Origin of the sequence: Euryhalocaulis sp. (assembly GCF_013911995.1) — a bacterium.
GTDB lineage: Bacteria > Pseudomonadota > Alphaproteobacteria > Caulobacterales > Maricaulaceae > Euryhalocaulis > Euryhalocaulis caribicus.
Genome location: NZ_JACESD010000072.1, coordinates 1 through 11,345 on the forward strand (window position 1 = coordinate 1; position 11,345 = coordinate 11,345).

The window sequence follows — 11,345 nt, forward strand, 5'->3', positions numbered from 1 at the left end:
TTCTCGACATGGTGGGGCTGGCCGACAAGCGGGACGCCTATGTGCGGCAGCTTTCGGGCGGCATGAAGCGGCGGCTGCTGGTCGCCAAGGCGCTGGTCCATTCGCCGCCCGTGCTGGTGCTGGACGAGCCCACAGCGGGCGTGGATATCGAGCTGCGCCGCCAGCTGTGGGAGAATGTCCGCCGCCTGCATGAGCAGGGCGCGACCATCGTCCTGACCACCCATTACCTCGAAGAGGCCGAGGAGCTTTGCGACGATATCGCCATCATCCATGAGGGCGAGGTCGTGGCCCACGAGCCGAAGAACCAGATCCTCAAGCGCGTCGACCGCAAGACGCTGGTCATCCAGCCGGTGGAGCCGCTGAACGCCGTGCCGGACTCGCTGGCCGGGAACGACGCGGAAATCCGCGAGGACGGGAGCCTGGCCATCACCTACCGCTTCGGCAAGCAGTCCGTGACCGAGCTGATCGAGAAGGCCAAGTCGGGCGGCCTGACAATCGAGGATCTGCGCACCGAGGAAGCCGACCTGGAAGACGTCTTCATGGCCCTGACCTATAGCCGGGGCGAATCCAGCGACGGCGGAGATTCTTCCGAAGATTCCGCCGGCTGATCGAAGCGCGTCAGCTCGTTGGATTCGATGACCGCCTGAACCTGCGCCACATAGGCTTCGCCGCTTTGGGCATAGGGGCCGATATAGCGGGCCATGGCGTCGCCGCGCGGATAGACATTGGATGAGCGCACGGACTCCCGCGCTTCGCGCAGCGCCGAATATTCTGGCCGGGAATTGAGCGCCCGCATGTAATCCCAGACGGAATCGTACAGCGTCTCGAACTGCAAGGGGCGTTCCTCGCCCGTTTCGGGCGTGTCCGGGCGGCGGCCGAACAGGGCGTTCCGCTGAAGCACCGCGTCGGACGTGCCCCAGCCCGTGGCCAGCACGGCCTGCGCCATGGCCAGCGAGGGCGGGATGACATCGGCGCGGCGCAGCATTTCCTCTAGGTCGGAATAGGGGGTGTTGTAACGCCGGGCCAGCAGGTCGCGATGGGCCTGTTCGGAGAGGGTCAGGCGGCGGCCCTCCAGCTCCGCGCTCATCCAGTTCTCGATGGCGGCGCGGTCGTCCAGAACCTGCGCGTTCCCGGCGCGGATCAGCGGCTCCAGCGTCTGCAGGAACAGGCGCTTGCGGGTGTCGACGTCCTCTATCTGATCGAAGTCCGGCGGAAAATCGGCCACCAGCTCCGCCCCGCCGGGGCTGTCGGCGGAAAGCGCTGCGCGCAATTCGTCCACGGTCGCCGGAGCGATGGTCACCGGCCCCGTCGGTTCGGCGACGCGGGCAATCCAGACCGTTGAAACCATGGCCGCGCTGGCCGCGGCCAGCCCCGCCCAAGTGCGGGGAGAGCGCCAGACCGCGCGGTGACGGCGCTCCTCCGATCCGGGGCGGTCTTCGATCACGCCGGTCAGGCGGGCGGCCAGCGGGATGGTCCAGCCCTGCACCAGCAAGGAGACGAGAACCACGGCAAAGGCGATGGAGAAATACAGATTGGCGTTTTCCACCCCGGCCAGAACCGGAATGACGCCGAGGAAGATCGGCACCGCGCCGCGCAGTCCGGTCCAGGAAACGAAGGCGCGTTCCCGCGGCAGGAAGCGGAACGGGATCAGCGACAGGAAAACCGCAAGCGGGCGGGCGACCAGGATCAGGAAGGCGGCGATGGCCAGCGCGCCGGGCGCCACCGCGATCAGGTGGCTGGGGAAGACCAGCATGCCCAGCATCAGGAACATGCCGATCTGGGCCAGCCATGCGAACCCGTCCAGCGCGGAGGCGACGGCGTCGGCCTCCCTCCGGTCGCCATTGCCGTAGACCACGCCCGCCAGATAGACTGCCAGAAAGCCCGATGCGGAGAGCGACTGGGCAAAGCCGAACGCGGCGATGCCGCCGGCCAGCGCGAAGATGGGGTACAGGCCCCGGGCCATGTTCAGGCGCTTCTGCGCGGCCAGAATCAGCCAGCCGGACGCCATGCCGATTACCGCGCCGCCCGCCGCCTGCCAGCTGACCGACAGCACCCAGCCATACCAGGTGTCCGGCGCCGTGCCGGTGAGGACGGAAACGAAGGCCAGAACCAGAAACACCGCGATGGGGTCGTTGAGGCCGGATTCGGCCTCCAGCGTCGCCGCCACGCGCGGGGCGACGCGCAGGCCCCGCCCGCCCAGCAGAGAGAAGACCGCCGCCGCGTCCGTGGAGGCGACAATGGCGCCCAGCAAGCCCGCCTCCACCCAGCCGAAGCCGAACAGCCATGCGGCGAACGCGCCGGTCAGCCCGGCGGTCAGGGCGACGCCGACCGTGGCCAGCGCCCCGGCCGGTTTGGCGGCCAGCCGGAAAATGCGGCGGCTGGTGCGGGCACCGCCGTCAAACAGGATGATGGCCAGCGCCAGCCCGCCGAACAGATAGGCCAGCTCGTAATTCTCGAAGGCGATCCCGCCCGGTCCTTCCTCCCCGGCCAGCATGCCGAGCGCCAGAAAGACCAGCAGGATGGGCGCGCCGATCCGCCCGGTCGCCGCGGCGGCGGCGATGGCGAGGACCACAAGGCCGGAGCCGAGCAGGAGAATATAGGCGGCGCTATCCATGAACCGCCTAATGTATCGCGCCCGGCGGCGGAATGAAGGCGCGGGCGGGTCTGAACTGTCAAAAAAGAAAGGGCGGAGCGCGTTTTGCGGCTCCGCCCTGTGTCAGGGGTCGGGAAGGGAAAGCGGGCTATTGCACCCGTTCGACCGTGTAGCCCTCGGCCTGCAGCAGCGCCGGGACGCCGCCTTCGCCCACCAGGTGGCCGGCGCCGACCGTGACAAGGGCGTCTTCATCGCCCTCCATCAGCGCCTTGATGTCCTCCACCCAGGCCGCGTTGCGGCGCACGATCAGGGCTTCATAAATGGCCGGGTCGACGTCTTTCATCGAATCCACCATCAGCGTGTCCAGCGCCTCGGCGTCGCCATTTTCCCAGGCCGCGACCATGCGGTCGAACAGATCGGGATCGTCGCGCAGCTGCTCAAGCGTGGCCTGAAGGGCGCCCGCCTGTACTTCGTCGCTCCCGCCGGACAGGATCATGATCTGCTCCTCCGGGGTCTCAAGAAAACGCTCGCGCGCGTCCGGCGTCTCGGCAATCAGCTTCATCTCCACGCCCGATTGCGGATTGTAGCCGGCCTTCTGGATGGCCATGACGCCCAGCGTCAGATTGGCCAGCCAGGGCTTCATCGGCTGCATCTGCGCGGCGGTGAGGCCGACGCTGGGGGCGATCTCCTCCAGAAGGGCGGCCTGCTCATCGGTCAGATAACCATTCAGGGTCTCGCCTTCGCCGTTCAGGCCGCGCTGTTGCACCAGCGCCTGGATTTCCGCCTGCGCTTCGGCGTCCAGCGGCACTTCATAATAGAACAGATCGGCCTCGCTCAGCGCCGTCTCCAGAATATCGGTCCGCCAGACCGAATCCTCGTTCAAAAGATGCACCGACCCGAACAGCCAGATTTCGCTGTCTGAGTCGCTGGCTTTCCAGATGGCGGGTTCGGCGTGCGCCGCGCCTCCCATGATGATTGTCACGGCCGCGCCGATCGCGCCCAAAACTGCCTTACGCATAAAATTTACTCCCATGCTCGATATCGAGCGCTTGATCCCACTGACATAATGTTATACATATACAACATAACGATGCAAGTGCCATTTTATTTGTCACGCATAGATGGCGATTTTGAGGAGCGAAACCAATGACATCCACCGGCCTCTGGCTCGCGCGGCTATTCCCCGTCTTCGGGATCGCGTTTCATATCTTCGGCGCGTTCACCGCTTTCTATGCGGAGGACCGGACAGCGGGCATGCTGATCATCGCCGGATCCTGGGCGTTCCTGATCGCGTACGGCCTGATCTTCCATTTCCGGGGCGATTTCATCCAGCGCGCCCTGAACATGGGTGTCAGGTCGCGCTGCGGCGACGAGTTTCAGCGCGACAAGGCGCGCCTGGCCTATACGGCGGGCTATATCGCCATTCTGTTCGCCTGTAGCGCAGTGGTCGGCATGAACTGGGACGTCTTCCTGTTTGAAGAGACGACCGACCCGGTGGAGATCGCGCAGGCCGGCTACGCCATGTTTCTGCAATTCCTGAGCGCGCTCTATATCGGCGCCTTCCTGCCGACCCTGTTCCTGGGCGTCACGATGAAACCGCTGGAGCGCGACGCGGGCGAGGCGGCCGCCGGCGCGGGGCGGCAGGGATGAGCGTCACCTATAACCGCATCTCCATGATGCGCGCCGAACGCGGCCTGTCCCGCAAGGAACTGGCGGACGCGGTGGGGGTGAACTTCCAGACCATCGGCTATCTGGAGCGGGGCGATTACAACCCCTCGCTGGAGCTGGCGCTGAAGCTGGCGGAGTTTTTCGAGCTGCCGGTGGAGGCGCTGTTCTCCCTGCGCCCGTTCAAACCGCTATCGGAGATGTACAAAGCCGCCAAAGGAGACACGTGATGGCCTCTTCCACATCCGGATTTGAACAGCAGACGCCAGGGTCGATCTTCCGCCTCAGAGTGGCTTCTGTCATCACGCTCGCCTGTTATCCGGCCGGGGCCGTTCTGTGGGGAATTCTGCCCCGCCAGGGGTTCGGGCCGGCCGCGTTGACCGGGCTGTGCCTGATCGTTTTGTCCGTCATCGGATTCGCCGTTCTCTCGCGCAGCTATTTCCACCGCCTCGTGAAAGGCGAGGCGGGGCTGGACGAAAGGGAGCTGCAAATCCGCAATCGCGCTTTCAAACGAAGCTATCGCGTCTTCTGTGCGATGACGTTCTTCATGTTGACCTATCTATACATTGCCGCCGGCGATGCGGGTGAGACGGTCAGGCTCTGGACTCCTGACGCCAAGGGTCACTGGAACGCGATCCTGTGGGGCGCTTTCCTTTACGCTCTCGCGCTGCCGTCCGTCTTTCTGGTCTGGACGGAAAAGCCTCTGGAGGCGGACGCTACTGCCGCTGCGCAATGATATAGACGTGCGGGTCGCCCGGCTCCCAGACCGCGCCGTCGGCTTCCGCAAAAAGGCCGGTGACCGTCAGGCCGGCCTGGGCCAGCATGCCGGCGATCTCGCGGATCGTATGGATGTATTGCACGCCGTCGCGGGTCTCGGCCGTTTCGCCGTCGCTGGCTTCGAACCGGGTCAGAACCGCGCCTTCGACCGGGTCGAAACGGTGCGCGATGCGCAGGCGCACCCCGCCTGCGGTATAATCGCCCTCCGCCTCGAAATGCGGCCAGAAACACTCCGCCGCCGCGGCGGTGTTCAGGCACAGCCGGCCTCCCGGCGTCAGGGCGCGCCCGATGGCGATGAGCATTCGCGCGGTGTCCTCCGGCGGCATATAGGGAAAGGAATTGCCCAGCATGAAGGCGCCCTCGAACGCGGCGGCGGGCAGGTCCGGATCGGCCAGAGACTGTTTCAGCCAGGTCAGGTCCGCGCCTTCAGGGGCGGCCGCGCGCGCCCTGCCAAGGAAATCATCGGAAATGTCCAGCCCGGTCGCCGCGCATCCCCGCGCCGCCAGCGCCAGACACATCCGCCCGGCGCCGCAGCCAAGGTCCAGCACCCGCGCGCCCGGCGGCAGCCGGAGTTGCGTCATCAGGAATTCGGCCTCGGCCTCTGTCTGCTCCTCCGGCACCGCGCCCAGCCAGAAGGCGTTCATCAGGCCGTCAAAGAAGGTCTCGTGCCAGTTCGCGGGAACCGGCCCCTCCGGGGGTTCAAGTCTGGCGGTCATCCAAATCGATCCCTGCTGGCGCCCGTCAGGCGCAAAGCGGCATTGCGGCGAGCGGCTGAGCCGACTAGGTTCCGCGACGCTTCATTAGGCGCCTATAGCTCAGCTGGATAGAGCGCTGCCCTCCGAAGGCAGATGTCAACAGGGTAGGTGAAAAAGAGGAGACGAAAAAGGCCTATAGGAACAAGGATTTGCGAGACTCTCGTTCTGATCTTTCAACTCGCGAAAAATTCACGTAAGCACTGCGTAAGCAGTTGCGACACGGTAAGCACCCATAGCTCAGCTGGATAGAGCGTCGCCCTCCGAAGGCGAAGGCCCCAGGTTCGAATCCTGGTGGGTGCGCCATTTTCTCCATATGTTTCATAGCGTTGAATCTCCCACGTCCGAGCGACGCAGCTTTCGGACGACGCATTGCGCTCACTAAGCTTCGTGCTGGGCGAAGCGTTCACCTTCGCTCGATAACTGCTCCGATGAACTAAATTCCTCCATTACTCAAATCGCTAATGCTCCCTGCAGGGCACTGACGCCAGACATTGTTTGTCCGCCAACGCACTTACTTGGAAGCTTATGTACTTTTGGGATCGGACGCTAAATTTGCCTTGGCCAAGTTCGACGTCGAATCGGGGGTTCCTGAAAGACTTGCGCAGGCTCAAAGCGCGGGCACCTACCCATAACTGGAAGACTGAAGGGCTTTCAGTCGGTGTCCCACTTGAACAATTGCGTCGAGTGCCGGGATCAACTCAAGACCCAAGGGCGTTAGCTCATACTCCGTCGATGGTGGCGAGGTCCGCCTCACGTGACGAATGAGCACGCCCCTTTCTTCCAGTTCCGACAAGCGAGCCGAAAGCACTTTGGCCGAAATGGGCGGGATATCGGCCCGAAGCTCACTGAAACGCCGGGGGCCGGCGCGCAGCGACCAGATCACATTCGGCGCCCAAGCCCCCGCGATCACCGCCATGCATTCCGTCAGCATGCAGGGCTCCGGCGGTTCGGGGCTTCGATTGCGCCTCATCTTGAGAGCCATGGCGGTTACCAAGTTTCCGTTGAGTAAGTCAATTATTGAGGTAACCATTGGTTATCATGTTGTCAATGGAAACCGAAACCGTCATCTACCCTCGTATCGAACACCATAGGAGATCGATACACCATGAAACTGTTCTACAAGCCTGGTGCCTGCTCGCTGGCGAGTCACCTCATTTTGCATGAGATCGGACGTTCGTTCGAAATCGAGCTCGTTGACACCGTGAGCGGACAAACAGCCAACGGGAACGACTATCGGAAGATTAATCCCAAGGGTTATGTGCCAGCGCTACAACTTGATGACGGTCAAGTCCTCACAGAGGGGCCAGCGATATTGCAGTACCTGGCTGATGGCGCGACAACCGCCGAGCTCGCGCCGAAGATCGGAACATTCGCGCGCGCACGTATGCTCGAACAACTTACCTTCGTTTCCTCCGAACTGCACAAGGCATTCGGACCTTTATTTCGTGATGATTCGACCGAACCGGAAAAGTCTGCGGCGCGAGAGGCCGTGGCGAAGAAATTCGATCATGTCGAAGCTTCGCTCGCGGATGGCGAGAAGCATCAGATGGAAGAGTCGTTTACTATCGCTGATGCCTACCTCTTCGTCGTTGCGAACTGGGCGAATTTCACGGGTATCGATCTGGCGAGATGGCCAAGGCTTTCTGCGTTTGTGTCCCGCGTCTTCGATCGACCCGCAGCCCAAGCTGCCATGCGCGCGGAAGGATTGATCCAATGACGTCCGAGGATCACATAGCGGTGTCCAGGCTGATGAAGTCGTATTTTGAAGGGCTGCATCACGCCGACAGCACCGCGCTGCGCCGCGTCTTTCACCCGCATCTCGCATATGTCTGCGCGACCGAAGGTGACGAACTTTACCTCGATCTCGATAGCTATATGGCCCGCGTCGACAAACGCGAGCCACCTGCAAAGCAGGGCGAGCCGCGCGACGAAGCCGTGCTGGAGATCGCATTTGGAGGCGACCGGCTGGCCCGCGTAACGGCGCGGATGCGCATGATGGGCCGGGACTATCTAGATTTTCTGACCCTTATCCGGGACGGCACCGAATGGCGGATCGTCACGAAAGTCTTCACATACATCTCACGCAAGGATTGAACAATGCCGTACGTCAATATCAAGGTCACCCGCGAAGGCGGACCGGATGGCAATGGACCGTCATCCGAGGAGAAAGCGCAGCTCATAAAGGGTGTAACGGACCTCTTGAGCGAGGTTCTGGGAAAAAGCCCCGCCACGACAGTGGTAGTGATTGATGAGATGGAACTGGAGAACTGGGGAATTGGTGGCCTGCCAGTCCCGGAGTTCCGGAAGCAGACGAGATGAAGACACGTCTGACCGAGCGCCTCGATATCGTCCATCCCCTGATCCAGGCGCCCATGGCTTTTGCTGCGGGCGGGGCCTTGGCCAAGGCTGTGTCCGACGCCGGGGCGCTCGGTATGATCGGCGGCGGCTATGGCGATGCGGCGTGGATCGATGAGCAGTTCGCCATCGCCAACGGAAGTCGCGTCGGTTGCGGCTTCATCACATGGGCGCTGGCGAGACAACCAGAATTGCTTGATCAAGCGCTTGAGCTCGGCGCAGCGGCCATTTTCCTATCCTTCGGCGATCCAGCGACCTTTTCAGAAAAGGTGAGAAAGGCCGGCGTTCCGCTTGTATGCCAAGTCCAGACCCTTCGAGACGCCAAGCGTGCAATCGAAGTGGGGGCCGATGTTATCGTCGCGCAAGGGGCTGAAGCCGGCGGACATGGCGAAACACGTGGTACTATGGCGCTTGTTCCTGAGATTGCGGATGAAATTGCGCGAACGGGTAGCGCGGCTGCGTTATGCGCTGCGGGCGGAATAGCGGACGGTCGTGGTTTGGCTGCCTCCTTGATGCTCGGCGCAGACGGCGTAGTCGTGGGCACGCGATTTTGGGCGACTGCAGAAGCTCTCGCGCATCGGAAAATCATGGCGGCCGCAATTGGCGCTGATGGCGACGCGACATTACGCACCCGCGTCGTTGATATCGCGCGCAAAATCGAATGGTCAGAGCGCTACACAGGGCGCGTCCTGTCTAACGAGTTCGTCCAGCGTTGGCATGGTCGCGAAGATCAACTTCAGGCAGTGATCGAGCATGAAGTCGCATCTTGGGCTCATGCGCAGGAATCGGGAGATGCAACAATTGCAGCGCCGTTCGTCGGTGAGGCGATAGGACTTGTTCACGACACGCCCGGAGCTGCGGATATCGTAAAATCACTCATCGTGAGGGCAAAGCAATTGCTAACACGCTTTGACAACTTAGAGGTCTAGCGCGCGACAAGCGTTGCGGCGAACAGCACGACAATGACTGATATCTCAGATTTGCAGACCCTACGCGGTGTCGAAATCCGCCACTTGCGTTACTTCATTGGCGCAGTTGAAAACGGAAGTCTTCGTCGTGCAAGCATTGCCTTGAAGGTGCAGGAATCGACAATAAGCCGCGCAGTTCGTGATCTTGAGGATAGGCTCGGCGCCTCGCTTTTTCATCGACAGGTCGGCGGAGTTTGTTTGACAATTGCTGGCGAGCACTTTTTGAAACGTACACGGATCATCCTTCAGCAACTCGAGGATGGCGTTCGAGATGTTTCGGCGGTCGGACGTTGTGAGGTAGGTCGGATCAAGGTCGGTATTTTCTCATCGATTGCTTCGGGATTTCTCGCGAACTTGCTGCGAACCTATGGAAGCAACTATGCTACCGTCATGATCGACCTCATCGATGGCAATCCGACTGAACATGTCTCAGCGGTACGACGGCTTGGTTTGGATGTGGCGTTCATCACCGGAATACAACGGTGGCGTGACTGTGAGACTACAGCTCTGTGGTCTGAACGGGTCTTTGTCGCACTACCTGATGATCACGTATTGGCCGCCAATAGCGAGCTCGACTGGTCGGATTTGATCGATGCACGGTTCATTGTCGGCGAAGCAACGTCTGGCAAAGAAATTCATAAATACCTAGTGCAGCGGTTCGCTTGTCTCGGCTGTCATCCTGAGATCGTGGTTCAGCGGATCGGTCGGGACAATCTCCTGTCGCTGGTGGCGGCGGGACGCGGGCTCACGATCGTTAGCGAGGCGATGACAGTAGCGCGGCTCCCTGGTGTTTCTTATCGTCCGATGGCCGGCGAAGTTATTCCTTATAGTGCGGTCTGGTCTCAGCGGAACGATAATCCAGCACTCCGCCGTTTGCTGAGCATGGCGCGTCAGATGTCATGCACCGCTGCTTCGTGATGGGCCATCAACGCGCGGTGTGACGCGACGGCCGCTGTCTTTGCGCGCCTTTGCAAATCCCCGATCCGTCGCCATGAAGCGCGCCAACATGGGCGCGATAAGTTTGGCCGGTTCATTCTTCTGTCCGGTTTCACGAGCCAGAGCGTCAGCATAGGCAACGAGATCGCGATGGATGTCGGCGGGCAGTTCGATGTTCAGTTTGACGGGTTTGTCGTCGGGAATTGTCCCGAGTTTCAGCTTGGTCATGCTTCAGCTCCGGTAGGGTTCGAGAATGAGATCGCGGGTGACCATCACGCGCACCGGGAAGCCCGGTCGAACGGTCAGGGTCGGCGGAATTGAAATCTGACGGCGGACAATTTCGTCGCCGGCGCGGCCGACGGTATCCTGTGTCCCCTCACGAATGGCGCGCGCGATATCGTCATCATCGTCGGCGCCAAGCTCCACCCCGATATTCAGGAAGGTGGCGAGCCCGGCCGCCATGAACAGACGTCCCCAATGATGATCGACGCCATCTTCGAGCCCGGCGTAGCCGGCTTCGTCGGCGCCGGGCTGGCGTTCAAGAGTGATGGAGCGGCCGTTGGGCAGAATCAGCCGGGTCCAGGCAAAGAGCACCCGGCTCTGCCCGAAGGCGACGCGGCTGTCATACTCGCCGATGAGGCGCGAGCCTTGCGGGATCAGCAGGAAACGCCCGGTCGGACTGTCATAGACATGGGATGTCACCTGGGCGGTAATCTGGCCGGGAAGATCGGAGCGCAGGCCGGTAATAAGCGCCGCCGGAATGACCGCGCCGGCCTGGACGACATAGGGGCTCGGCGGATCGGTAGGCCGGTCAGTACTCGTCGTGCGGCGATCGGCAGGTTCGTCGAGAAACGCCTCGCGCCGTTCCGTCGCGTCCGGCGCGGCGGAAGCCGTATTGGCGGGAAAGAATGACTCGGCGGTGGGCGGAGCGGCAGCCACTTGCGTGGTTGGCGATGGTTCCCGAACGGTGGTGTTGGCATCGGCGAAGAGTTGGCTGAGGCGAGCCGCTTCCATTTCCTGGGCGCGGCGCTGTTCCTCCGGATCGGCGACCGGGGTGGTGACAACTGGTGAGGGGACCGGCTCGCCGCGCTGCTGAGCCGACAGGATCGGCCGTCCGAGCTCGCCAGGCAGTGGCGGGCCGAGCTGCGGCACATCCGTGTAATCCGCCGGGAGGCGCGACAGGCCTTCGGCTTCCTGAATGCGCTCTGTGGAATAGAGCTCTTGCGGACCATCGACAGGTTCGCGGTCCTGCAGCGCAACGATCAGGATGGCCCCGAGCCCAAGACCGCCTACCGT

Annotated in this window: 15 protein-coding genes and 1 tRNA gene; 10 read left to right on the plus strand and 6 right to left on the minus strand. The window is 62.3% G+C overall.

The window, feature by feature from the left end:
- Positions 1–608 (plus strand): ABC transporter ATP-binding protein (locus H2040_RS13740; protein WP_287158137.1); only part of this gene is annotated, 608 nt, incomplete at its 5' end.
- On the opposite strand, the gene H2040_RS13745 is transcribed toward H2040_RS13740, so the two are convergent.
- Entirely contained in the window at positions 551–2,614 is a 2,064-nt protein-coding gene (locus tag H2040_RS13745) for a potassium/proton antiporter (RefSeq protein ID WP_287158138.1), read from the minus strand. The two genes, H2040_RS13740 and H2040_RS13745, sit on opposite strands and share 58 nt — an antisense overlap.
- Positions 2,615–2,741: 127 nt before the next feature.
- Positions 2,742–3,611, minus strand: coding sequence for a TraB/GumN family protein (locus tag H2040_RS13750; RefSeq protein ID WP_287158139.1), 870 nt, complete (start codon positions 3,609–3,611; stop codon positions 2,742–2,744).
- 128 nt (positions 3,612–3,739) lie between these two features.
- Between H2040_RS13750 and H2040_RS13755 the strand changes: the two genes are divergently transcribed.
- The 3 genes from H2040_RS13755 to H2040_RS13765 are packed head-to-tail and all read left to right on the plus strand — an operon-like array spanning position 3,740 to position 4,994.
- Positions 3,740–4,243 carry a hypothetical protein gene (locus tag H2040_RS13755; protein WP_287158140.1) on the plus strand — a complete coding sequence of 168 codons (504 nt, stop codon included), beginning with the start codon at positions 3,740–3,742 and terminating at the stop codon, positions 4,241–4,243.
- Positions 4,240–4,488, plus strand: a complete 249-nt coding sequence (locus tag H2040_RS13760) for a helix-turn-helix transcriptional regulator (RefSeq protein WP_287158142.1) — start codon at positions 4,240–4,242, stop codon at positions 4,486–4,488. The genes H2040_RS13755 and H2040_RS13760 overlap by 4 nt, the downstream gene beginning before the upstream one ends.
- On the plus strand, positions 4,488–4,994 hold the full coding sequence (locus H2040_RS13765; RefSeq protein ID WP_287158144.1) for a hypothetical protein: 507 nt from the start codon (positions 4,488–4,490) through the stop codon (positions 4,992–4,994). The genes H2040_RS13760 and H2040_RS13765 overlap by 1 nt, the downstream gene beginning before the upstream one ends.
- Here H2040_RS13765 and H2040_RS13770 read toward each other — a convergent pair.
- Positions 4,975–5,751, minus strand: a complete 777-nt coding sequence (locus tag H2040_RS13770; protein WP_287158146.1) for a class I SAM-dependent methyltransferase — start codon at positions 5,749–5,751, stop codon at positions 4,975–4,977. The two genes, H2040_RS13765 and H2040_RS13770, sit on opposite strands and share 20 nt — an antisense overlap.
- Before the next feature lie 265 nt (positions 5,752–6,016).
- Here H2040_RS13770 and H2040_RS13775 point away from each other — a divergent pair.
- Positions 6,017–6,093 (plus strand) — tRNA-Arg (locus tag H2040_RS13775).
- 319 nt (positions 6,094–6,412) lie between these two features.
- Here H2040_RS13775 and H2040_RS14335 read toward each other — a convergent pair.
- Entirely contained in the window at positions 6,413–6,820 is a 408-nt protein-coding gene (locus tag H2040_RS14335) for a winged helix-turn-helix transcriptional regulator (protein WP_369814726.1), read from the minus strand.
- Positions 6,821–6,895: 75 nt separating this feature from the next.
- On the opposite strand from H2040_RS14335, the gene gstA reads away from it, so the two are divergent.
- Genes gstA through H2040_RS13800 form a run of 5 tightly spaced genes read left to right on the plus strand, consistent with a single transcriptional unit; the run spans position 6,896 to position 10,031 of the window.
- Complete coding sequence (gstA, locus tag H2040_RS13780) at positions 6,896–7,507, plus strand: glutathione transferase GstA (RefSeq protein ID WP_054522746.1); 612 nt, start codon at positions 6,896–6,898, stop codon at positions 7,505–7,507.
- Entirely contained in the window at positions 7,504–7,884 is a 381-nt protein-coding gene (locus tag H2040_RS13785) for a nuclear transport factor 2 family protein (RefSeq protein WP_054522747.1), read from the plus strand. Before gstA ends, H2040_RS13785 begins: the two co-directional genes overlap by 4 nt.
- Positions 7,885–7,887: 3 nt before the next feature.
- Entirely contained in the window at positions 7,888–8,109 is a 222-nt protein-coding gene (locus tag H2040_RS13790) for a tautomerase family protein (RefSeq protein WP_054522748.1), read from the plus strand.
- Positions 8,106–9,074, plus strand: coding sequence for an NAD(P)H-dependent flavin oxidoreductase (locus tag H2040_RS13795; RefSeq protein WP_054522749.1), 969 nt, complete (start codon positions 8,106–8,108; stop codon positions 9,072–9,074). The genes H2040_RS13790 and H2040_RS13795 overlap by 4 nt, the downstream gene beginning before the upstream one ends.
- Positions 9,075–9,107: 33 nt before the next feature.
- Entirely contained in the window at positions 9,108–10,031 is a 924-nt protein-coding gene (locus H2040_RS13800) for a LysR family transcriptional regulator (protein WP_082379093.1), read from the plus strand.
- Here the strand turns inward: H2040_RS13800 and H2040_RS13805 are convergent.
- Together H2040_RS13805 and H2040_RS13810 are read right to left on the minus strand one after the other, a co-directional pair.
- The gene (locus H2040_RS13805) at positions 10,011–10,277 is read right to left on the minus strand and encodes a DUF2274 domain-containing protein (RefSeq protein WP_054522750.1); all 267 of its coding nucleotides are present in this window, start codon (positions 10,275–10,277) and stop codon (positions 10,011–10,013) included. The two genes, H2040_RS13800 and H2040_RS13805, sit on opposite strands and share 21 nt — an antisense overlap.
- A gap of 3 nt (positions 10,278–10,280) precedes the next feature.
- Positions 10,281–11,345 (minus strand): TraB/TrbI/VirB10 family type IV secretion system protein (locus tag H2040_RS13810; RefSeq protein WP_287158154.1); only part of this gene is annotated, 1,065 nt, incomplete at its 5' end.

Coding starts and splice junctions, on each gene's coding strand:
- H2040_RS13785 (WP_054522747.1), top strand. CDS start 7,504: ATGACGTCCGAGGATCACATAGCGGTGTCCAGGCTGATGAAGTCGTAT.
- H2040_RS13755 (WP_287158140.1), top strand. CDS start 3,740: ATGACATCCACCGGCCTCTGGCTCGCGCGGCTATTCCCCGTCTTCGGG.
- H2040_RS13765 (WP_287158144.1), top strand. CDS start 4,488: ATGGCCTCTTCCACATCCGGATTTGAACAGCAGACGCCAGGGTCGATC.
- H2040_RS13800 (WP_082379093.1), top strand. CDS start 9,108: ATGACTGATATCTCAGATTTGCAGACCCTACGCGGTGTCGAAATCCGC.
- H2040_RS13795 (WP_054522749.1), top strand. CDS start 8,106: ATGAAGACACGTCTGACCGAGCGCCTCGATATCGTCCATCCCCTGATC.
- H2040_RS13790 (WP_054522748.1), top strand. CDS start 7,888: ATGCCGTACGTCAATATCAAGGTCACCCGCGAAGGCGGACCGGATGGC.
- H2040_RS14335 (WP_369814726.1), bottom strand. CDS start 6,820: ATGGTTACCTCAATAATTGACTTACTCAACGGAAACTTGGTAACCGCC.
- H2040_RS13770 (WP_287158146.1), bottom strand. CDS start 5,751: ATGACCGCCAGACTTGAACCCCCGGAGGGGCCGGTTCCCGCGAACTGG.
- H2040_RS13745 (WP_287158138.1), bottom strand. CDS start 2,614: ATGGATAGCGCCGCCTATATTCTCCTGCTCGGCTCCGGCCTTGTGGTC.
- H2040_RS13760 (WP_287158142.1), top strand. CDS start 4,240: ATGAGCGTCACCTATAACCGCATCTCCATGATGCGCGCCGAACGCGGC.
- H2040_RS13750 (WP_287158139.1), bottom strand. CDS start 3,611: ATGCGTAAGGCAGTTTTGGGCGCGATCGGCGCGGCCGTGACAATCATC.
- gstA (WP_054522746.1), top strand. CDS start 6,896: ATGAAACTGTTCTACAAGCCTGGTGCCTGCTCGCTGGCGAGTCACCTC.
- H2040_RS13805 (WP_054522750.1), bottom strand. CDS start 10,277: ATGACCAAGCTGAAACTCGGGACAATTCCCGACGACAAACCCGTCAAA.